Source organism: Mycolicibacterium sp. XJ879 (genome assembly GCF_053483935.1).
In genome coordinates, this window is record NZ_JBEFTH010000004.1 from 103,011 (window position 1) to 123,023 (window position 20,013).

General features: G+C 66.6%; 22 protein-coding genes. 19 read left to right on the top strand and 3 right to left on the bottom strand.

Annotation, left to right across the window (positions count from 1 at the left end; all coding sequences use genetic code 11):
• Positions 1-7 precede the first annotated feature (7 nt).
• The 4 genes from ABQF13_RS11015 to ABQF13_RS11030 are packed head-to-tail and all read left to right on the top strand — an operon-like array spanning position 8 to position 6,577.
• A complete protein-coding gene (locus ABQF13_RS11015; protein ID WP_448392781.1) occupies positions 8-1,897 on the top strand; it encodes a hypothetical protein in 1,890 nt (629 codons plus the stop codon).
• Positions 1,894-3,420, top strand: a complete 1,527-nt coding sequence (locus ABQF13_RS11020; protein ID WP_448392782.1) for a hypothetical protein — start codon at positions 1,894-1,896, stop codon at positions 3,418-3,420. The genes ABQF13_RS11015 and ABQF13_RS11020 overlap by 4 nt, the downstream gene beginning before the upstream one ends.
• On the top strand, positions 3,417-4,892 hold the full coding sequence (locus ABQF13_RS11025) for a glycosyltransferase (protein WP_448392783.1): 1,476 nt from the start codon (positions 3,417-3,419) through the stop codon (positions 4,890-4,892). Before ABQF13_RS11020 ends, ABQF13_RS11025 begins: the two co-directional genes overlap by 4 nt.
• 2 nt (positions 4,893-4,894) lie before the next feature.
• Complete coding sequence (locus ABQF13_RS11030) at positions 4,895-6,577, top strand: ArnT family glycosyltransferase (RefSeq protein WP_448393128.1); 1,683 nt, start codon at positions 4,895-4,897, stop codon at positions 6,575-6,577.
• 6 nt (positions 6,578-6,583) lie between these two features.
• Here ABQF13_RS11030 and ABQF13_RS11035 read toward each other — a convergent pair whose 3' ends face one another.
• Positions 6,584-7,273, bottom strand: coding sequence for a TetR/AcrR family transcriptional regulator C-terminal domain-containing protein (locus ABQF13_RS11035; RefSeq protein ID WP_448392784.1), 690 nt, complete (start codon positions 7,271-7,273; stop codon positions 6,584-6,586).
• A gap of 57 nt (positions 7,274-7,330) precedes the next feature.
• Here ABQF13_RS11035 and ABQF13_RS11040 point away from each other — a divergent pair, with 57 nt between their 5' ends.
• The 15 genes from ABQF13_RS11040 (at position 7,331) to sppA (ending at position 18,371) form a co-directional block, all read left to right on the top strand.
• A complete protein-coding gene (locus ABQF13_RS11040) occupies positions 7,331-7,990 on the top strand; it encodes a DUF2306 domain-containing protein (RefSeq protein WP_448392785.1) in 660 nt (219 codons plus the stop codon).
• 34 nt (positions 7,991-8,024) lie between these two features.
• Complete coding sequence (locus ABQF13_RS11045; RefSeq protein WP_448392786.1) at positions 8,025-10,376, top strand: arylsulfatase; 2,352 nt, start codon at positions 8,025-8,027, stop codon at positions 10,374-10,376.
• Positions 10,377-10,427: 51 nt separating this feature from the next.
• On the top strand, positions 10,428-11,120 hold the full coding sequence (locus ABQF13_RS11050) for a hypothetical protein (RefSeq protein ID WP_448392787.1): 693 nt from the start codon (positions 10,428-10,430) through the stop codon (positions 11,118-11,120).
• Between the two features lie 4 nt (positions 11,121-11,124).
• On the top strand, positions 11,125-12,009 hold the full coding sequence (locus ABQF13_RS11055) for a formylglycine-generating enzyme family protein (protein ID WP_448392788.1): 885 nt from the start codon (positions 11,125-11,127) through the stop codon (positions 12,007-12,009).
• A gap of 261 nt (positions 12,010-12,270) precedes the next feature.
• On the top strand, positions 12,271-12,639 hold the full coding sequence (rplN, locus tag ABQF13_RS11060) for a 50S ribosomal protein L14 (protein ID WP_128107848.1): 369 nt from the start codon (positions 12,271-12,273) through the stop codon (positions 12,637-12,639).
• Entirely contained in the window at positions 12,640-12,960 is a 321-nt protein-coding gene (gene rplX / locus ABQF13_RS11065; protein WP_448392789.1) for a 50S ribosomal protein L24, read from the top strand.
• Positions 12,957-13,550: a 50S ribosomal protein L5 gene (gene rplE / locus ABQF13_RS11070; RefSeq protein WP_448392790.1), complete on the top strand. Its 594-nt coding sequence runs from the start codon at positions 12,957-12,959 to the stop codon at positions 13,548-13,550. The genes rplX and rplE overlap by 4 nt, the downstream gene beginning before the upstream one ends.
• Before the next feature lie 5 nt (positions 13,551-13,555).
• Positions 13,556-13,741, top strand: a complete 186-nt coding sequence (locus tag ABQF13_RS11075) for a type Z 30S ribosomal protein S14 (RefSeq protein WP_448392791.1) — start codon at positions 13,556-13,558, stop codon at positions 13,739-13,741.
• A gap of 74 nt (positions 13,742-13,815) precedes the next feature.
• Complete coding sequence (rpsH, locus tag ABQF13_RS11080; RefSeq protein WP_069405603.1) at positions 13,816-14,214, top strand: 30S ribosomal protein S8; 399 nt, start codon at positions 13,816-13,818, stop codon at positions 14,212-14,214.
• A gap of 13 nt (positions 14,215-14,227) precedes the next feature.
• Positions 14,228-14,767, top strand: coding sequence for a 50S ribosomal protein L6 (gene rplF / locus ABQF13_RS11085; protein WP_448392792.1), 540 nt, complete (start codon positions 14,228-14,230; stop codon positions 14,765-14,767).
• A 2-nt stretch (positions 14,768-14,769) separates the two neighbouring features.
• A complete protein-coding gene (gene rplR / locus ABQF13_RS11090; protein ID WP_448392793.1) occupies positions 14,770-15,174 on the top strand; it encodes a 50S ribosomal protein L18 in 405 nt (134 codons plus the stop codon).
• 25 nt (positions 15,175-15,199) lie between these two features.
• Positions 15,200-15,859 carry a 30S ribosomal protein S5 gene (gene rpsE / locus ABQF13_RS11095; RefSeq protein WP_448392794.1) on the top strand — a complete coding sequence of 220 codons (660 nt, stop codon included), beginning with the start codon at positions 15,200-15,202 and terminating at the stop codon, positions 15,857-15,859.
• Between the two features lie 2 nt (positions 15,860-15,861).
• Entirely contained in the window at positions 15,862-16,041 is a 180-nt protein-coding gene (gene rpmD, locus ABQF13_RS11100) for a 50S ribosomal protein L30 (protein WP_448392795.1), read from the top strand.
• Between the two features lie 3 nt (positions 16,042-16,044).
• Entirely contained in the window at positions 16,045-16,491 is a 447-nt protein-coding gene (gene rplO, locus ABQF13_RS11105) for a 50S ribosomal protein L15 (protein WP_427058591.1), read from the top strand.
• An 89-nt stretch (positions 16,492-16,580) separates the two neighbouring features.
• On the top strand, positions 16,581-18,371 hold the full coding sequence (gene sppA, locus ABQF13_RS11110) for a signal peptide peptidase SppA (RefSeq protein WP_448392796.1): 1,791 nt from the start codon (positions 16,581-16,583) through the stop codon (positions 18,369-18,371).
• A 5-nt stretch (positions 18,372-18,376) separates the two neighbouring features.
• On the opposite strand, the gene ABQF13_RS11115 is transcribed toward sppA, so the two are convergent.
• Positions 18,377-19,030 (bottom strand): L-fuculose-phosphate aldolase, encoded by a 654-nt coding sequence (locus ABQF13_RS11115; protein ID WP_448392797.1) that lies wholly within the window; start codon positions 19,028-19,030, stop codon positions 18,377-18,379.
• Positions 19,027-20,007 carry an NAD(P)-dependent oxidoreductase gene (locus tag ABQF13_RS11120; protein WP_448393129.1) on the bottom strand — a complete coding sequence of 327 codons (981 nt, stop codon included), beginning with the start codon at positions 20,005-20,007 and terminating at the stop codon, positions 19,027-19,029. The genes ABQF13_RS11115 and ABQF13_RS11120 overlap by 4 nt, the downstream gene beginning before the upstream one ends.
• Between the last annotated feature and the right edge of the window lie 6 nt (positions 20,008-20,013).

Sequence of the window (20,013 nt, forward strand, 5' to 3'; positions counted from 1 at the left end):
GGGGCTGGTGCTGGCTCTCACGGCCCCGTCGGCGTGGCCGCAACCCGGTGAAGGGGGCGTGGTGGCCGACGCGCCCAGCCTCGGCCTGAACGTCCTCGGTGCGACGTCGACGTTGGCGTTCTACGGTGACCAGGGCGTGATGCCGATTACCGTTCCGGTGCCCCGGGGTCTGGTCCCCGAGAGTGTCGACGCGGTGGTGGAGATGCCGGTCAACGTGGGGGTCGGCACCGTCACCGCGATGCAAGGCGACCGCACGCTTTCGCGGGTGCCGCTGCCGCCTGAGGGCGGGCCGGTGGCGATTCCGTTGACCGGGGTGCGGATCGAGGACAATGCGGCGACGGTGACGCTGCGAAGTTACCTGGTTCCGATCGAGGGCTACTGTCTGGATCCGTCGAACCCGCTGCGACTGGTCAACACCGCCGTGCGCTACACCGGCGTAGAAGCGGCGCCCACCACGGTCGCTGACTTTCTGCCGCCGGTGCTGCGCCAGCTCAACATGTATTTGCCGGCGGCACCGACACGCGCCGAGTCCGAGGCGGCGATACGGTTGGCGACCGCGGTCGTCGCCCACTACGGCCAGCAGTATCCCGAAGTGACGGTGAGCCCGCTTGAAGCCGAACAGGATGCACCCGTCGAACCGTCGGCGCCGATGCAACGCCACGTCGTCATCCGGGAAAGCCCAGACGCCGGTGTCGCGCTCCAGGGTGACACCGGCGTGCCGGTTCTGCAGATAACCGGTTCTGCTGACGCGCTTTCCGATCAGGTGCGGTTGCTGTCCAGCGATGTCGGACGGCTCGCGCTGAGCTCGAGCGCCGTAGCGGGACCGCTTCGGTCCAGTCCGGTCTTGCCGGCCGATGTCACCTCGCTGCGCGAACTCGGTCAACCCGGGGTGAACGCGACAGCGTTGGCGCCGCAGGTGACGATCGGCCTGGACCAGACACGTCTCGGCCGCTCCGCGCACAACATCCGCGTGCACCTGCGCGGTTCGTACACGCCGCTGCCGTCGCCGGTCGGCGGCGACCTCGTCGCGTCCGTCGCCGGTGAGACCATCGACCAGTGGCCCACTGACGGGTCGGGAAACATCGATCGCTGGATCGACGTCCCCGATCACCTGCTGCAGCGCTACATCAACCTTGGCGTCGCGGTCAGGATCGCCGGAAACACCGGCCGCTGCGGCGAATTCCAGCCGATCACCCTCACCATCGACGGCGACAGCCCGGTGCAAAGCGCCGCGGCGAAACCACCGGTGCCCGGCGGGTTCCAGTCGGTACCGCAGGCGTTGATGCCACGGCTGAACGTCGGCATCGACGGCGGGTTCGACGACACCCGGCGCGCGGTGGCCCTTCTGGTCGCCCTGCAGCGGCTCAGCGCGCTGCGCATCGGACCCACTGTCACCTCAGTCGACGACGCGATCAGCTCGACCAACCCGGCCGTGTTGGTAAGCGCCGAAGGATGGTCTGATGACCGGATCACGTTGCCCGTCAACATCGATACGCAAGGACAGATCACCGTATCGAACGTCGACGGGACCGGGGAAGAGGGCACGGTCACGCTGGATCCTGCGCGCCCGTTCGGATCGCTGCAGACGGTCGTTGACGGTGACCGTACCCTGCTGATCGCCACCTCCAACAACGGCTCTGCACAGCTCGACGATCTGCTGAACTGGATCAACTCGGATGTCGAACGTTGGTCGCGGGTCGGCGGTAACGCGCTCATCGCGATGCCCGACCAAAGTCCCGTCGTGGTGGCCACCGATGCTGAGCAACGGTCGCAAGAGGCCACCGCAGAAGACCGCATCCGGTGGTCGTGGGTGTTCCTGGGCGGCATGGGAGTGTTGCTCGTCGTGGGTGTCACGCTGATCGTGTTGCGCAACAGGCGGGCCCGAGGCCGACCATGAGCACCGCGACGGCAGACCGCGCGGCCTCAACCATACGGTCACTTCTGTCGTGGTGGTACTCCCTGCACCCGTCGTACCGGTTGGCGGTGCGGTGGGCGTTCATCGTGGCCTGCACCGCCGTGGCATTTCACGACAGCATTGCCAGCGTCATCCGGACCACCCGAAACGAGGGCGTCGGCGGATACGTGTGGGTGGTGCCTGCGGCAGCGGTGCTGGTGGCGATCGGCGTGGCGCGTCGGCACCGCACCGAATTGCCGATTCATGACCGCCAGACCGACATCATCGTCGGCAGCATGGGGCTGGTACTGGCCGTATTGGTCCAGGCGGTGCTGGTGCCGCGATTCGCACTGTATTTCTATTTGCTGCGGCTCGATCTGGTGGCGATGTGGTTGTTCGTGCTCAGTTCGAGCATCGTGCTTTTCGGCCTGCGCCCGGTCATCCGCTTCGCGTGGGTGTGGGGGCTGATGTTCATGGTGTTCTCGCTGCCGTACTACCTGTCGGTGGTGTTTCTGGGCGGCGGGAAATTCGCCGCGGGCGCATCCACTCTGATCATCGCGGCGATCGGCACCGGTATCGGTGTCGGACGCACCTTCCGGCGCGGGTTCATCGGGTCGGCGGCGGCATGGGGTGTCGGCTTCGCCACGCTCATCGCGATCGGGTTGTTCTTCAACTCCGCACCCGTGTGGGTGTACCAACAGGTGCCCGCGCTCACCGCCATATCGGTGGTCGGTATCGCCATGTACTTTCAGTCCCGGCGTGGCCTGCCCAAACGCGTCCTGGACCGCAAGGTGGAACCCCTTGCCGCCGGGCAGGTTTGGAGCGCAGTACCACTGGTGATCGCGGTGGCGATCGTGCTGACAATTTTTTCCGTGCCGGTCGATGCCACCGCGTCGCGGCTCTCCGGCACCGCCCCCGGCCGGCCCGTCGCGGGACAGCCGCTGGTCGCACCACCGGGCTGGACCTCAACGGGCTACGAGAATTTCGACTGGGTACATCGGTTCTACGGCGGTGGCACCGTGCTCACCCGACAACGGATGACGGCCAGCACCGGGGATCCCCGCTTCGACAAGTACGCGCGGCCCCGCACGCTCGTGGTCGACAGCATCGTGACCGCGCGCCCGTTTGCGTTCGAAATCTATCCGATGCGAGTGCTCTACGAACTCGCCGAAGCGAGGCTCAGCCCGGCCGAGCGTATCGACCTCGGGTCCGGCGTCACGGGATCCCTCTACTCAGTGGTCGACGACAAGCTGCTCATCACCTGGACCGGGCTGACTTTCGGTTGGCGCGACTCGCAGGTCGGCCAACGCATCACGGTCTTCGCGGTCGACAACCATGAACCCGACGCACTGTTCCCGACACCGTCCGACAGCATGGCGTCCACACTGCGGACGCTGATCACGATGTTGTTCCGGGGTAACGCTGTACTCAGCGACGACTCGCCGGGGTTCAAAGACAGTGACCTGTTGACCGAGTTCGGCCGTGCGCTGGTGGCTGCGCAATTCATGGCGGCGGGGCACCGATGACCACGAACATCGACGCGGCCGCCGCCGGGACACCCGAAACAGCGCAGACGCGTGCACTACACCGCGCGATTGAAGGCCTGCGCGAAGACAATCCGATGCATTCTGCGTCGAGTCCGCTCGTGCGATGGCAACGGTGGATGCTGTGGGCCGCGCTCGCTGTCGTGGTCATCGGCGTTGTCTGGAAACCGATGACGACGGCGGTGGTGCTCGTCGCCGCGTGTACGCTCGCCTACCTGCTGACCATGCTCGACCGGGTACTGATCTTTCGCGAGGGGCTGGCCTCGCGCGCGATAGTCATATCCGACGAGGAGGCACGCGCGCTCGATGACCATGAACTGCCGCGCTACACGATCCTGGTGCCCGCCTACAACGAACCCGAGGTCGTCGGCGACCTGATCGGATCGATGGCCGCGCTGGAGTACCCGCGAGACAAACTCCAGGTGCTGTTGCTGCTCGAGGCCGATGACGCCGTGACCATCAACGCCGCCAAGGCATGTGAACAATCCGATGCGATCACCATCCTGTTGGTTCCGCCCGCGGAACCGCGCACGAAACCGAAGGCGTGCAACTACGGTCTGCACTTCGCCACCGGCGACATCGTCACGATCTACGACGCCGAGGACATGCCCGAACCGTTGCAGCTTCGACGGGTGGTCGCTGCGTTTCGCCGCCTCTCAGAGAAGACCGCATGCGTGCAGGCGAAGCTGGTGTACTACAACGGCCACCAGAACATCTTGACCGCCTGGTTCACCGCAGAGTACGCGCTGTGGTTCGGCTACCTGCTGCCAGGCATGATGATGAGCACGTCGCCCATCCCCTTGGGAGGCACGTCGAACCATCTGCGGCGCAGCGTATTAGACGAGATCGGCGCCTGGGATCCTTTCAATGTCACCGAAGACGCCGACCTCGGACTGCGTATCGCCGCGCACGGTTACCATACGGCCGTCATCGATTCGAGTACCCTCGAGGAAGCCAACAGCGATCCGATCAACTGGATTCGCCAGCGATCTCGTTGGTACAAGGGATATTTGCAGACCTGGCTGGTCCATATCCGGCAGCCGGTCCAACTGTTCCGCACCATCGGGCTGCGCGGATTCGTCCGGTTCAACCTGGTGTTGGGCGGTACGCCGATCGTCGCCGTGCTGAACTTGGCGTTCTGGCTGATCACGCTCTTGTGGTTCCTCGGCCAGCCCGCGGTCGTCGAGGATGTGTTCCCGGCGTTCGTCTACTTTCCCGCGTTGATCGCGTTGGTGCTGGGGAACGCCACCACCCTCTACATGAACCTGATCGCGCTGCGCGAAGACGACCGATCCGACCTTCTGCTGGCGGCGCTGACCGTGCCGGCCTTCTGGTTGATGATGAGCATCGCCGCCGCCAAGGGCTGCTATCAGCTGGTGCGTAATCCGTCGTACTGGGAGAAGACTTTTCACGGCCTCGCCGAACAACCCGATGACGACGACGGGTCCACATGACCATGGCCGGGTGGTCGAACCGTCGGCTCCGCGCGATCATCTTTCTGATGGCGCTGACCGCCTACCTGGCCGTCGGTTACTGGCTTCAGGTCCAAAACGGGTTCATCATGGGCGACGCGCTGGCGCGGGTCTCGGCGGCTCAGGCGGTGCTGTTCAGCCGCGACCCGCACCTGGCCGCAATCGGGTTCATCTTCACGCCGTTGACCGCAGTGGTGCAGATACCGGCAATCGCCGCCAGCCCGGTGTGGCCGGATATGGCGGAACGGGCATTCTCCGGAACCATCATGTCGGCGGTCTTCATGGCCGGTGCGGTCATCCAAATCATGAGCATGGGCACCGACCGCGGACTACCACGCACCTACGTGCTGGCGATCACGGCGTTGTTCGCGCTCAACCCGATGATCATTTTCTACGGCGCCAACGGCATGAGCGAGGCGCCGTTCCTGTTCTTCATGTCCTGGGCGGTGCGGCGGCTCATCATGTGGATGTTCGACGACGACGTTCACCACCTGGTGACGGCGGGCGGCATCGCGATGGGCCTGGCCTACCTGACCCGATACGACGCTGTGGCCTGCATCGCGGCTGCCGGCGTACTGGTGGGTGGGACGACCTATCTGCGCGCCCGTCCTGTCCCCCGGCTGCGCCGCGCGCTGCTGGACATGGTCATGGTCAGCGGTCCGGGCCTGGCAGCCTTCCTCGGCTGGGCCGGGGTCAGCTGGTTGATCACCGGCGAGGCGTTCGGACAGTTCACCTCGCAGTACGGGAACGCCGCCATCCTCGAGCAATCCGGCCACAGCGCACCCAATTTCGGTGAGGGGCTCACCTTCGCGGCGATCTGCATCACCTTGTTGGCGCCGACATTGATGCCACTTACCATCCTCGCTGTGGCACGCCGACGACGCGCACCCGACTGGCATGTGCTGGCTCCACCGGTCGCGATATTCGGTGCCGCGCTGGCATTTCAGACCATCAGCTACGCCACCGGGTCCACGTTTCCGTTTCTGCGGTTCTACATCATCGCGGTCCCGCTTGCGGCGTGCCTGGCGATGCTCGCCGTGCCCGATGGCGTGCTGGCACCCGCCAAGCGACGCGGTAAGTTCGCCACGGCGCGGCCCGCAGCTGGGGCGGCCGGGCGACGGCGGTCCTGGGCCGTTTACGCCCCGGTGGCAGCGGCGTTCGCGGTCGCCATACCCGTCACCGCGTGGGGGATGGGACAGCCCGAGTACGCGCCCCAGGAGTACGCGCTCGGCGCGGTGCTGGCACCGCAGCCCGACAGCGTCGACGAGCGCAAAGCCATCGAGCACCGGGTCGCCGCCAGCTTTTCCACCGAACGTGAGATCGCCGATTACCTTGAACGGCTCGACCTTCCGGACGGTTCGGTCATCGTCGACACCGAGTACGGGTTCGCCATCCTGGCGGCCTCGAGTCGCCCGCGAATGTTCGTGGTGCCCTCCGATCCGGACTTCACCGCGGTGCTGAACGCGCCGACCGCCCACAGCGTCAGGTACATGCTCGCGATCCCACGGGAGGGCCGTGGCACCGCGGACGCGCTGAACCTGCGGTACCCGACGCTGTACGACACCGGCGCCGATATCGCCACGCTCGAGCTCGAAATCCCGAACAACGGTGACAGCCAACCCGACTGGCGGCTCTACCGGGTCAACGACGTGTCACCGAACGCCTAACCGCGGCTACTTCACCCGGGTCGCGATGCCGTCGAGCAGTTGACGCAACCCCGACCGGAAGTCGGCCTCGCGGTCGGTGTCGGCGTCGTCGAACACCCCGTCCGCCAGCGCCGCGCTCAACGCGGGAAACCGATCCGTGTCGATCACCCGGCGAAGCAGCGCGGGGTAGTCCGGGCTGTCGACATGACTGGCTTCAAGGTGTACCGCCGCTGCGCCCCGCGCGAAGTGCAGCACGACCAACACCGCCGCGAGCTTGTCGCGTTCGGCCATCCCGGTACGGCCCAACGCCGCCAGGCCTGCATCCAGCCAAGCCACCTGGCCCGGATCGGCGGGCGGGCCCGCGACGCTGGCCTGCAGAATCCACGGGTGCCGGTGGTAGAGCTGCCACAAGCCCATAGCCCAATCACTTAGCGCCGCACGCCAATCCGATGGGTCGAGGCTAGGTGGTTGTCGCGTGGCCGCCGACAGCATGAAAGTCAACAGCTCATCCTTGTTGGCGACGTGCCGGTACAGCGACATCGTGCCGCAACCGAGACGCTCGGCCAACCGGGCCATCGACAGCGAGCCCAGACCATCGGCGTCGGCCACCGCAATGGCCGCATCGACGATGCGTTCACGGCTCAGCCCTGCTGAGCGTCGGGGTGCGCGCGGTTCGCGCCACAAAATCTCCAGCGCGCGGGGCAGAGGTTCGGTCATTTCTCGCCAGCATAAACGATTGTACGCTGGGGTGCGTATGCCGTACGTTTCCTGCGTATGCCATACGCAAAAACAATCCCCGGCCGGCGGCTCGCCGGAGCGCTGCTCGTGGTCGTCACAGCGTTTCTGGTCTACTCGCTGCGGCCGTACTTCAGCGGCGACACCCGGGTACCGGCGACGTTCGCCCTGCACTACCCGTTGTTGGTTGCCCACGTCATGTTGGGCAGCCTCGCGATGGTGACTGCCGTCGCCCAACTCTGGCCCGGCCTGCGTCGCCGCCACCCCACCCTGCATCGGCGCACCGGCCGCGTCTATGTCGGTACGATGATTCCGGCCGCCGCGTCGGCCATCGTCATCGGAGCGGCCACGCCGTTCGGTCCGGTACTGGCGGTCAGCAACGTCGTGCTGGGCACGCTGTGGCTCTGGTTCACGGTCAACGGATTCCTGGCGGCACGGCAGCGGGATTTCGCCGAGCATCGACGGCACATGATTCGCAGTGCGACGCTGACGTTTTCGATCATCACCAACCGAGTCTGGTCGCCCATCGTTTTCATCACGTTCGATCCGTTGCAGGACACTGTGTTTGGCGGCAACCAGGAGCGCTTCCTCTGGTTCGTGGCCGGCACCGTGGGCTGGCTGGGCTGGGTGATTCCATTGGGTCTCGTGCAGTGGTGGCTGAACAAGAAACCCGTGATCGCAACGTCGCCGATTCCTTAGCAAACCGTCGCCGCGCGCGTGTAGCGTGCGGGCCATGGCGACGGAATTTCACGGCAAAATCGAACTCGACATCCGAGATTCCGAACCCGACTGGGGGCCGTACGCCGCACCGGTGGCGCCCGAGGGGGCGCCCAACGTCTTGTACCTCGTCTGGGACGATGTCGGCATCGCCACGTGGGACTGCTTCGGCGGTCTGGTCGAGATGCCAACCATGAGCCGCATCGCCGATCGCGGTGTTCGGCTGACACAGTTCCACACCACCGCGTTGTGCTCGCCGACCCGCGCCGCACTGCTCACCGGCCGCAACCCGACGACGGTCGGCATGGCCACCGTCGAAGAGTTCACCGACGGGTTTCCCGGCTGCAGCGGGCGCATCCCGCATGACTCGGCGCTGTTGTCCGAAGTGCTCGCCGAGAACGGCTACAACACCTACGCGGTTGGCAAGTGGCACATGACACCGCTCGAGGAGTCGAATCTGGCGTCTACCAAACGACATTGGCCGCTGTCGCGCGGGTTCGAGCGGTTCTACGGGTTCATGGGCGGTGAGACCGACCAGTGGTATCCCGACCTCGTCTACGACAACCATCCCGTCGCGCCGCCGAGCACCCCGGAGGACGGCTACCACCTGTCTAAAGACCTCGCCGACAAGACAATCGAGTTCATTCGCGATGCCAAGGTGATCGCTCCCGACAAGCCGTGGTTCACCTACTTGTGTCCCGGCGCCGGGCATGCGCCGCATCACGTGTTCAAGGAGTGGTCGGACCGGTACGCGGGCAAGTTCGACATGGGCTACGAGCACTACCGCGAAGTGGTGCTGGAGAACCAGAAACGGCTCGGCATCGTTCCGCCGGATACCGAACTCTCGGCGATCAACCCGTATCTGGATGTCACGGGCCCGGACGGCCAGAAGTGGCCGGAGCAGGATACGGTGCGGCCCTGGGACGAACTCGACGATGACGAGAAGAAGCTGTTCACCAGGATGGCCGAGGTGTTCGCCGGGTTCCTGTCCTACACAGACGACCAAATCGGCCGCGTGCTGGACTATTTGGAGCAGTCCGGCCAACTCGACAACACCATCATCGTGGTCATCTCCGATAACGGCGCCAGCGGCGAGGGCGGCCCGAACGGCTCGGTGAACGAGGTCAAGTTCTTCAACGGCTACATCGACACCGTCGAGGACGGGCTGAAAGTCCTCGACGTCCTCGGCGGGCCCGAGACCTACAACCACTATCCGATCGGCTGGGCGATGGCGTTCAACACGCCCTACAAACTGTTCAAGCGCTACGCGTCCCACGAGGGTGGTATTGCCGATACGGCGATCATCTCCTGGCCCAAGGGCATCCGTGCGCACGGGGAGGTGCGCGACAACTACGTCAACGTCTGTGACATCACCCCGACGGTGTACGACCTGCTCGAGATCACCCCACCCGCCACCGTCAAGGGGATACCCCAGAAGCCACTCGACGGGATGAGCTTCAAAGTGGCCCTTACCGATCCGGATATGCCGACCGGTAAGGAGACACAGTTTTACACCATGCTGGGTACCCGCGGGATCTGGCACAAGGGGTGGTTCGCGAACGCGGTGCACCCGGCGTCACCGGCGGGCTGGTCACATTTCGACAAGGACCGCTGGGAGCTTTATCACATCGAGGCCGACCGCAGCCAAACCCGTGATCTGGCCGCCGAGCACCCGGAGAAGCTCGAAGAACTCAAGGCGCTGTGGTTCAGCGAGGCCGACAAGTACAACGGTCTTCCCCTCGGGGACCTCGACGTGTTCGAAACCATCGGCCGGTGGCGGCCGAGCCTGGCCGGTGCCCGGGACAGCTACGTGTACTATCCGGGGGCCGCCGAGGTCGGGACGGGCGCCGCCGTGGAGATCGCGGGTCGGTCGTTCGTCGTCATCGCCGAGGTCACCACCGAGAGCACCGACGCCCAAGGCGTGGTGTTCAAACACGGTGCGGCACATGGTGGACACGCGCTGTTCCTGCAGGACGGCCGGCTGCACTACGTCTACAACTTCCTCGGTGAAGACGAGCAGAAGTTGTCGTCGCGTGACACCGTGCCAGCGGGCCGGCACAGGTTCGGTGTCGCGTTCACCCGGACCGGCACGGTCGAGGGCAGCCATACCCCGATCGGCGACGCCGCGCTCTACATCGACGACGCCGAGGTGGCCACGATGACCGGGATGAAGATCCACCCGGGAACGTTCGGCCTCGCGGGCGCCGCACTCGGCGTCGGCCGCAATACTGGCTCACCGGTATCAAGCTCCTACAAACCACCTTTCGCGTTCACCGGCGGCACCATCGCCCAGGTGAACGTCGATGTCTCGGGCCAGCCGTATGTCGATGTCGAACGTGAGTTCGCGCGCGCTTTTGCGAAGGACTGAAGCGATTGACAGTGGCGAAGGACTGAAGCGATTGACAGTGGCGAAGGACTGATGAGCACCCGGTGGGCGGCGCTGGCCGCGCTCGGCCTCGGCGCCGTCGTGTTCACCGCCTGCGACAGGACCAGCGAAGGCATGCCGGTGCCCGCCGATATCGCCGTCCCCGCCACGTCGACGCCGTCGACGCGGGCCATCCCGACGCCGCAGATCACACTTCCCGAACCCGGCATCGCCCCCACCACGCGCACACCGGTGCCCGCGGGGGAGGCCACCTGCGAACCTCCCGACCCGCCGCCGGTCGGCGTGGTCGCGAAGGTCGACGACCCGGCGGCACCCAGGATCACCGTCGCCCTGCCGGAGGGCTGGTCCACGTCGGCGGGCGACGGTGACATCGGCGCGAAACTGCAGGGCCCGGACGGGCTTTCGGCGACAGTGACGATTGCGCGCACACAGTTGGATCCGGCTGAGGCATTCGAGAAGTACGTCAACGACGCGATGGCGGGGGCCAACGTCAGCAGCGTCAGCGTGTTACCTGCCGAACTGTGCGGCTACAGCGGGCAGAAGCTGCTGGGGATGTGGTCGGGCGCGACAGCGGACGCCGTCGAATTCGGTGACCGCATCGCGCACATCTGGACCAACACGAACAACTATCTCGTCGCCATCCACGTCGAAGGGCCGGCCGACACCCCGCACTTCGACCCGATGACCTCACCCCTGATGGCCGACTTCACCGTCGTTCTACCCTGAGCTCATGCGCACCGAGCTCGTCGAGGTGGCGGGCGGGTCCTTCCGGATGGGCTCGACGCAGTTCTATCCGGAAGAGGCGCCGTCGCACACCGTCACGGTCGCCGCGTTCGCCGTCGAGCGCCATCCGGTGACCAACGCCCAGTTCGCCGCGTTCGTCGCCGAGACCGGCTACCGCACCGTCGCCGAACGGCCGATGGATCCGGCGCTCTACCCGGGCGCCTCGGCCGAGGACCTGGTTCCGGGCGGGTTGGTGTTTCGACCCACATCCGGGCCCGTCGACCTGCGCGACTGGCGGCAGTGGTGGGCGTGGACGCCGGGGGCGTGCTGGCGGCACCCGTTGGGGCCCGACGGGCCGTCGTGGCAGGACCGCGCGGACCACCCCGTCGTGCAGGTGGCCTATCCGGACGCCGCCGCCTACGCACGCTGGGCCGGTCGCCGGCTACCCACCGAGGCCGAGTGGGAGTTCGCCGCCCGCGGGGGGACGACGTCGACCTATTCCTGGGGAGACGAGGTGAGCCCGGGCGGGCAGGTGATGGCCAACATCTGGCAGGGCGACTTCCCGTACCGCAACACCGGCGCCCTCGGCTGGATCGGCACGTCGCCGGTCGGCACGTTTCCGCCCAACGCGTTCGGCCTGGTCGACATGATCGGCAACGTGTGGGAGTGGACGACGACGCGGTTTCAGGGCCATCACCGCCTCGACGAGCCGCCGAAGGCCTGCTGCACACCGAGCGGACCCGCCGATCCGGCCGTTCACCAGGCCCTCAAGGGCGGCTCGCACCTGTGCGCCCCCGAGTACTGCCACCGCTACCGGCCCTCGGCGCGGTCACCGCAGTCGCAGGACAGCGCGACCACCCACATCGGCTTCCGCTGCGTGGCCGACGCCTGAACGCCGAGAGTGGGGTCGACGCACGCTGACCGGGCGCAAAGCGTGCTGGTAACCCACGTTCGGCGGCGAGTGGCGGCGAGTCGGCGGTAAGGCGACGGATTTGGTTCAGCGCAGGTCGTGACCTAGTATTAGGCGGTTGCCTTGGGCAGACCTCGGCCGATCCGTCCCGGATAGGCCCCGCGTGCCCTTCGGTGACAGCAAGACCGCGTACGTCCAGGTCGGTATCTGGCGTGCATACAAATACCAGGTCGAGGAGATCGAGTGATTCAGCAGGAATCGCGGGTGAAGGTCGCCGACAACACCGGCGCACGGGAGATCCTGTGCATCCGGGTGCTCGGCGGCTCCGGGCGGCGCTACGCCGGCATCGGCGATGTCATCGTGGCGACCGTCAAGGAAGCCATACCCGGCGGCAACATCAAGCGCGGCGAGATCGTGAAGGCCGTGATCGTGCGCACCGTCAAGGAGCGCCGCCGCGCCGACGGCAGCTACATCAAGTTCGACGAGAACGCCGCGGTCATCATCAAGCCCGACAACGATCCGCGCGGCACGCGCATCTTCGGCCCGGTCGGCCGTGAACTGCGCGAGAAGCGCTTCATGAAGATCGTCTCGCTCGCCCCGGAGGTGTTGTAGATGAAGGTCCACAAAGGCGACACCGTGCTGGTGATCTCCGGTAAGGACAAGGGCGCCAAGGGCAAGGTGCTGGTGGCCTACCCGACCCGCAACAAGGTGCTCGTCGAGGGTGTGAACCGGATCAAGAAGCACACCGCGGTGTCGAGCAACGAGCGCGGCGCCCAATCCGGCGGCATCGTCACCCAGGAGGCCCCGATCCACGTGTCCAACGTGATGGTCGTCGACTCCGACGGTAAGCCGACCCGCGTCGGGTACCGCAGGGACGACGAGACCGGCAAGAAGGTCCGCATCGCCAAGACCAACGGCAAGGACATCTCATGACCACTGATACCGATACTGGCGCTTCGCTTGCCCAGGAAGAGAAGTCCCTTCCGCGCCTCAAGCAGCGCTACCGCCAAGAAATCCGGGATTCGCTCCGACAGGAGTTCGGCTACGGCAACGTCATGCAGATCCCCGGCGTGGTCAAGGTCGTCGTCAACATGGGCGTCGGTGACGCCGCTCGCGACGCCAAGCTGATCAACGGCGCCGTCAACGATCTCGCGCTCATCACCGGCCAGAAGCCGGAGGTGCGCCGGGCCCGCAAGTCGATCGCACAGTTCAAGCTGCGCGAGGGCATGCCGATCGGCGCCCGCGTCACGCTGCGCGGCGACCGGATGTGGGAGTTCCTCGATCGGTTGATCTCGATTGCGTTGCCGCGTATCCGCGACTTCCGCGGGCTTTCGCCCAAGCAGTTCGACGGCACCGGCAACTACACGTTCGGGTTGACCGAGCAGTCGGTGTTCCACGAGATCGACGTGGACAGCATCGACCGCCCACGCGGTATGGACATCACCGTCGTCACCTCGGCGACGACCGACGACGAAGGCCGGGCCCTGTTGCGGGCGCTGGGCTTTCCGTTCAAGGAGAACTGAGCTAGATGGCAAAGAAGGCATTGGTCAACAAGGCCAACAAGAAGCCGAAATTCAAGGTGCGCAGCTACACGCGGTGTCAGAAGTGCGGCCGGCCTCGCGCGGTGTTTCGCAAGTTCGGCCTGTGCCGGATCTGCGTGCGCGAGATGGCACATGCCGGCGAACTGCCCGGCGTCCAAAAGGCCAGCTGGTAACAGCAGACCACTACTAGAACAGGTGCGCGGCAGGCCCTGACGGGAACCGCCGCGAGGAAGGTGAACCGGCTGTCATGACTATGACGGATCCGATCGCAGACTTCTTGACGCGTCTGCGCAACGCCAATTCGGCGTACCACGATGAGGTGACGTTGCCGCACTCGAAGCTGAAGGCCAACATCGCCGAGATCCTCAAGACCGAGGGTTACATCTCCGACTACCGCACCGAGGATGCTCGGGTCGGCAAATCGTTGGTGGTGCAATTGAAGTACGGGCCAAGCCGTGAGCGCAGCATTGCGGGTCTGCGCCGGGTGTCCAAGCCCGGTCTGCGCGTCTATGCCAAGTCCACGAACCTGCCGCGGGTGCTCGGCGGCCTTGGTGTGGCGATCATTTCGACGTCGGCCGGGCTGAAGACCGATCGCCAGGCGGCTCGCGAGGGCGTGGGCGGCGAAGTCCTCGCGTACGTGTGGTGAGGGAGGTTTAGACATGTCCCGCATTGGAAAGCAACCGGTCCTGGTGCCATCCGGGGTCGACGTGACCATCGAAGGTCAGCACGTGGCGGTCAAGGGGCCCAAGGGTTCTCTTGAACTGGCCGTCGCCGAGCCGATCAAGGTGTCGCGCGACGACGAGGGCGCCATCGTGGTGACCCGACCCGACGACGACCGGCACAACCGTTCGCTGCACGGGTTGTCGCGCACGCTGGTGGCCAACCTGATCACCGGGGTGACCGAGGGTTACACCACCAAGATGGAGATCCACGGCGTCGGTTACCGCGTGCAGCTCAAGGGCAACACCCTCGAGTTCTCCCTTGGCTTCAGCCATCCCGTCAGCGTCGAGGCGCCGGAGGGCATCACCTTCGCGGTGGAGTCGCCCACCAAGTTCTCGATCTCGGGTATCGACAAGCAGAAGGTCGGTCAGATCTCGGCGAACATCCGCCGGCTGCGCCGCCCGGACCCCTACAAGGGCAAGGGCGTTCGCTACGCGGGTGAACAGATCCGCCGCAAGGTCGGAAAGACAGGTAAGTAGATATGGCTTCTCAGACAGAGTCCGCGAAGCGCGTGGCCGTGGGGCGCAACATCTCCGAGACTCGGCGCACCGCGCGGCTGCGGCGGCATGCCCGGCTCCGTAAGAAGATCTCCGGCACGGCCGAGCTGCCCCGCCTCGTCGTGCACCGGTCGTCACGGCACATTCACGTGCAGCTGGTGAACGACGTCAACGGCACCACGCTTGCTGCCGCGTCGTCGATCGAGCCCGATGTGCGCGCGGTCGACGGCGACAAGAAGGCCCACAGCGTGCGCGTCGGTCAGCTGATCGCCGAGCGGGCCAAGGCCGCCGGGATCGACAAGGTCGTGTTCGACCGCGGTGGATACACCTACGGTGGACGGATAGCGGCACTGGCCGACGCGGCGCGCGAAGGCGGGCTGAAGTTCTAATGACTGTTAACGGAAGGACTGCATGATGGCCGAACAGGCAACCGCCGGCGGCCCCCCAGAAGGCCGCCCGGCGCGCGGTGAGCGCGAGGGACGGGGTCGGCGCGACGACCGGGGCGGCCGTGGCCGCGACGGTGACAAGAGCAACTACCTCGAGCGCGTCGTCTCGATCAACCGAGTTTCCAAGGTGGTCAAGGGTGGCCGCCGGTTCAGCTTCACCGCGCTGGTGATCGTCGGCGACGGCAACGGCATGGTCGGCGTCGGCTACGGCAAGGCCAAGGAGGTTCCGGCCGCCATCGCCAAGGGCGTCGAAGAAGCGCGCAAGAACTTCTTCCGGGTTCCGCTGATCGGCGGCACCATCACGCATCCGGTGCAGGGTGAAGCCGCAGCCGGTGTGGTTATGCTGCGTCCGGCCAGCCCCGGTACCGGTGTGATCGCCGGCGGCGCCGTTCGTGCGGTGCTGGAATGCGCTGGCGTGCGCGACATCCTGGCCAAGTCGCTGGGCAGTGACAACGCGATCAACGTGGTGCACGCCACCGTCGCCGCGCTCAAGATGCTGCAGCGTCCCGAAGAGGTCGCCGCCCGGCGCGGTCTGCCCATCGAGGATGTGGCGCCGGCAGGCATGCTCCGCGCCCGGCGCGAGGCCGAGGCATTGGCGGCATCGACCACACGGGAAGGGTCGGCATAGCCATGGCAGAGCTGAAGATCACCCAGGTGCGCAGCACCATCGGTGCGCGCTGGAAGCAGCGGGAAACCCTGCGGACGCTGGGACTGCGCCGGATCCGGCAGTCCGTCGTCCGCGACGACAACCCGCAGACGCGCGGGCTGATCAAGACCGTGCATCACCTCGTACAGGTGGAGGAGGTCTAACCGATGACACCCATCAAGCTGCACGACCTGAAGCCGGCTCCCGGCTCCAAGACGGCCAAGACCCGGGTGGGTCGCGGTGAGGGTTCCGGCCGCGGGAAGACCGCCGGTCGCGGCACCAAGGGCACCAAGGCCCGCAAGAACGTCCCCGCGACGTTCGAGGGCGGCCAGATGCCGATTCACATGCGACTGCCCAAGCTCAAGGGGTTCAAGAACCGGTTCCGCACCGAGTATGAGGTTGTCAACGTCGGCGATATCAACAAGCTGTTCCCCAACGGCGGCGATATCGGCGTGGACGAGCTGGTGGCGGCGGGTGCGGTGCGCAAGAACACGCTGGTGAAGGTGCTCGGCGACGGCAAGCTGACCGCGAAGGTGAATGTCACCGCGCACAAGTTCAGCGGTAGCGCGCGCGAAAAGATCACCGCGGCAGGCGGTTCGGCGACCGAACTGTAGGGATTTGTGTGCAGTTTGTTGCGCTCACCGCAACGAACTGCACACAAACCGCCGGCTTGAAGTCGGCGCGGCGTCGGTACGCTCGAAGCATGTTCGCATTGCTGCCCGGCGTCCCCGGAGTTGACGACATTCGCGCACTGGTCAAGCGCATGGACACCGCCCGCCACCGTGGCGTGCCGGACGGTGTTGTGCTGGAGCTCGACCTGCTATCGGTGCCCAACGAGACCGGCGGGTTCGACCCGTTCGCGTTTCTGGCCGGCGGCCGGCCGGTGCTGCTTCGGGCGGCCGTCGAGGCCATCCACCGCGCCGCCGAGGACCCCAGGGTCGCGGGCCTGATCGCGCGGATCCAGCTTCCGGGCGCCGCAGCGGGGCCGGTGCAGGAACTGCGGTCGGCGATCGCGGCATTCAGCGACGCCAAACCGTCGCTGGCGTGGGCCGAGACCTATCCGGGCACCATGTCCTACTACCTGGCGTCCGCGTTTCGCGAAGTGTGGATGCAGCCGTCGGGCTCCGTCGGGTTGGTCGGCTTCGCCACCAGCGCGACGTTCCTGCGTGACGCGCTGGACAAGGCGGGCCTCGAGGCGCAGTTCGTCGCCCGCGGCGAATACAAGTCGGCCGCAAACCGTTTCACGGAGAACAGCTACACCGACGCCCACCGGGAAGCCGACAGCCGGCTGATCGAAAGCCTGCACGCCCAGGTGCTGGCCGACGTGGGCCAGTCGCGCCATCTCGATCCCGAGGAGCTCGACGCACTCGTCGACAAGGCGCCGTTGCTGCGCGACGACGCCGTCATGGGCCGGCTCGTCGACCGCATCGGCTTCCGTGACGAAGCCTATGCCCGCATCGGCGAACTGGTTGGTGCGCCGGGGATATCACCGGAAACCGGCGATGCCGACTCCGACGACGCGCCCCCGCGGTTGTATCTGTCGCGGTATGCGCGGGCCACCGCGCCGCGATCGGGGCCGTCACTGCCCGCGATCGCCGGCAAGGCCAAACCGGTCGTCGCGGTGGTGACGCTGGACGGGCCGATCGTCAGCGGTCGCGGCGGGCCTCCGATGCTGCCGCTGGGCAACTCGAGCGTCGGCGCCGACACCATCACCGCGGCTTTGCGCGAAGCCGCCGCCGACGATGACGTCGTGGCCATCGTGCTGCGGGTCGACAGCCCCGGCGGCTCAGTCACCGGGTCGGAAACCATTTGGCGCGAGGTGGACCGGGTGCGTGACAACGGAACCCCGGTCGTTGCGTCGATGGGTTCGGTGGCGGCGTCCGGTGGTTACTACGTGTCGATGGCCGCCGATACGATCGTCGCCAACCCCGGGACGATCACCGGGTCGATCGGTGTGGTGGCCGGCAAGCTGGTGGCGCGTGAGCTCAAGGACCGGCTCGGGGTGGGGTCGGATTCGGTGCGCACCAACCGAAACGCCGACGCGTGGTCGGTCAACCAACCGTTCACCGAAGAACAGCGCGCGCACGTCGAGGACGAAGCGGACCTGTTCTACACCGACTTCATCGAGCGGGTCGCCCAGGGTCGCAACCTGAGCGTCGAGGACGTCGAGGTGGTCGCCCGGGGGCGGGTGTGGACGGGCGCCGACGCGCTGGAGCGTGGCCTTGTCGACGAACTCGGTGGGCTGCGCACCGCGATCAACCGCGCGCAGGTGCTGGCCGGGCTCGACGCGGAGGACGAGGTCCGCACGGTTGCCTATCCCGGTTCGTCGTTGATGGACCTGCTGCGACCCAAGCCGTCGTCGCAGCCCGCGGCGGCCTCGCTGCCGGAGGCGTTCGCGGCGCTGGTGGGCCGCTCGGTGGTGGGTGTGCTCGACAATGCCGAGCGCTCGCTGTCCGGAGTGAGCGCGCTGTGGCTGGGTGACTCCCGCTTTTGAGGTGGTCACCCCTGCTGGCGCAGGTACCCGTACACCGCGGCGAAGTTATGGTTGACGTCCTCGGGTATCGGCACCGGACCGCCCAGCGCCCGTGCGCCCCATACGATCTGCGCGGTGCGCTCCACCAGCGCGGTGACGTGCAGCGCCTTGTCCGGCCGCGGCGCGACGGCGACCAGACCGTGGTTTGCGATCAGCGCAGCCGCGCGGTTCTGCAACACCTTCACCGCGTTGTGGCCAACGTCGGCGGTGCCGGACGCCGCGTAGTCAGCGCAACGGATATCGCCGCCGCAGTAGACGGCGAATTCATCGATACATGCCGGAATCGGTTGGTGCGCAACGGCGAACATCGTCGCCCACACGGGATGACTGTGGATCACGCTGCCGATGTCGTCGAACGCGCGATAGCACGCCAGGTGCAGCGCCATCTCCGACGACGGCGCCCGACCGTCCTTCCCCGACACCACCGCACCGCCCGGGTCGACGACGACGAGGTCCTCGAGCGCCATATCGCGGTAGTCCACCGATGATGGTGTGATCACGAGGTTTCCGTCCTCGCGCCGGGCCGAAATGTTGCCTGCCGTACCCTCGACCAGCCCGCGGCGCAGCATGTCCTTGGCCGCTGCGAGCACCGCGTCCTCGGGGTTGTCCACGAACCTCATGGCCTGAGCACCTCCGGATTGACGATATGGGCGGGTGTGCGCCCCGACAGCAGCGCCTCCAGGCCGTCGGCGACCATCTGCGCCTGCCGTGCCTCAGTGTTCCACGTCGCCCCGCCGATGTGCGGGGTGAGCACGACGTTGTCCATCGCCGCCAGCGGATGATCCGGCGGCAGCCATTCGCCGACGAAATGATCCAGACCCGCCGCGGCCACCTTGCCCCGCCGCAGCGCGTCGACCAGCGCGTCGGTGTCGTGTAACTGGGCGCGCGCGGTGTTGAGGAACACCACTTCGTCGCGCATCGCGGCGAACTGAGCGGCGCCGATCATGCCGACGGTGTCCTCGGTGACCGGTGCGTGCAGCGACACGACGTCGGCCTCGGCGAGCAGTTCGTCGAGGCTGTGGCGAGCCTCGTCGTGGAAGGGGTCGTAGGCGATCACCGTCATCCCCAGCCCCTCGAGCCGCCACCGCAGGGCGCGCGCCACCGCGCCCAGCCCGACCAGGCCTGCCGTGCGGCCCGCGACCTCCCACGCGCGGAAACGCTGGTAGGGGATGGTGCCGTCGCGAAACACCTCACCTGCGCGGACGTCGGCGTCGGCGGTGAGCACATGGCGCGTCGCGGCGAACAACAGGCCGACGGCCATCTCCGCAACGGCGTCGGCGTTGCGGGCGGGGGTGTGCAGCACCGGGATTCGCGCCGCAGTGGCGCCGGAGACGTCGACGTTGTTCGGGTCTCCGCGGGTGGCGGCGACCGCACGCAGCGGCAGGCCGAAAACCGGCCCGGTAACCGAATCACCTTCCACTACAAGCACATCGGCGCGCTCCGCCGACACGCGCTCGGCGAGCTGTTCGGCCGTGTAGATCCGCAGCGGGCGCAACTCGATCCAGGGGTCATACACCACATCGACCAACTGCTGCAGTTTGTCGAAGCCCGGACCGCGAAGCGGTGCGGTCACGAGCGCGCGAAGTCGGGTCACGATTGCTCA

Bases quoted from the DNA above. Each gene is read 5' to 3' on its own strand.
- ABQF13_RS11020 (WP_448392782.1), top strand. From the start codon at position 1,894: ATGAGCACCGCGACGGCAGACCGCGCGGCCTCAACCATACGGTCACTT.
- ABQF13_RS11025 (WP_448392783.1), top strand. From the start codon at position 3,417: ATGACCACGAACATCGACGCGGCCGCCGCCGGGACACCCGAAACAGCG.
- ABQF13_RS11030 (WP_448393128.1), top strand. From the start codon at position 4,895: ATGGCCGGGTGGTCGAACCGTCGGCTCCGCGCGATCATCTTTCTGATG.
- ABQF13_RS11035 (WP_448392784.1), bottom strand. From the start codon at position 7,273: ATGACCGAACCTCTGCCCCGCGCGCTGGAGATTTTGTGGCGCGAACCG.
- ABQF13_RS11040 (WP_448392785.1), top strand. From the start codon at position 7,331: ATGCCATACGCAAAAACAATCCCCGGCCGGCGGCTCGCCGGAGCGCTG.
- ABQF13_RS11045 (WP_448392786.1), top strand. From the start codon at position 8,025: ATGGCGACGGAATTTCACGGCAAAATCGAACTCGACATCCGAGATTCC.
- ABQF13_RS11050 (WP_448392787.1), top strand. From the start codon at position 10,428: ATGAGCACCCGGTGGGCGGCGCTGGCCGCGCTCGGCCTCGGCGCCGTC.
- ABQF13_RS11055 (WP_448392788.1), top strand. From the start codon at position 11,125: ATGCGCACCGAGCTCGTCGAGGTGGCGGGCGGGTCCTTCCGGATGGGC.
- rplX (WP_448392789.1), top strand. From the start codon at position 12,640: ATGAAGGTCCACAAAGGCGACACCGTGCTGGTGATCTCCGGTAAGGAC.
- rplE (WP_448392790.1), top strand. From the start codon at position 12,957: ATGACCACTGATACCGATACTGGCGCTTCGCTTGCCCAGGAAGAGAAG.
- ABQF13_RS11075 (WP_448392791.1), top strand. From the start codon at position 13,556: ATGGCAAAGAAGGCATTGGTCAACAAGGCCAACAAGAAGCCGAAATTC.
- rpsH (WP_069405603.1), top strand. From the start codon at position 13,816: ATGACTATGACGGATCCGATCGCAGACTTCTTGACGCGTCTGCGCAAC.
- rplF (WP_448392792.1), top strand. From the start codon at position 14,228: ATGTCCCGCATTGGAAAGCAACCGGTCCTGGTGCCATCCGGGGTCGAC.
- rplR (WP_448392793.1), top strand. From the start codon at position 14,770: ATGGCTTCTCAGACAGAGTCCGCGAAGCGCGTGGCCGTGGGGCGCAAC.
- rpsE (WP_448392794.1), top strand. From the start codon at position 15,200: ATGGCCGAACAGGCAACCGCCGGCGGCCCCCCAGAAGGCCGCCCGGCG.
- rpmD (WP_448392795.1), top strand. From the start codon at position 15,862: ATGGCAGAGCTGAAGATCACCCAGGTGCGCAGCACCATCGGTGCGCGC.
- rplO (WP_427058591.1), top strand. From the start codon at position 16,045: ATGACACCCATCAAGCTGCACGACCTGAAGCCGGCTCCCGGCTCCAAG.
- sppA (WP_448392796.1), top strand. From the start codon at position 16,581: ATGTTCGCATTGCTGCCCGGCGTCCCCGGAGTTGACGACATTCGCGCA.
- ABQF13_RS11115 (WP_448392797.1), bottom strand. From the start codon at position 19,030: ATGAGGTTCGTGGACAACCCCGAGGACGCGGTGCTCGCAGCGGCCAAG.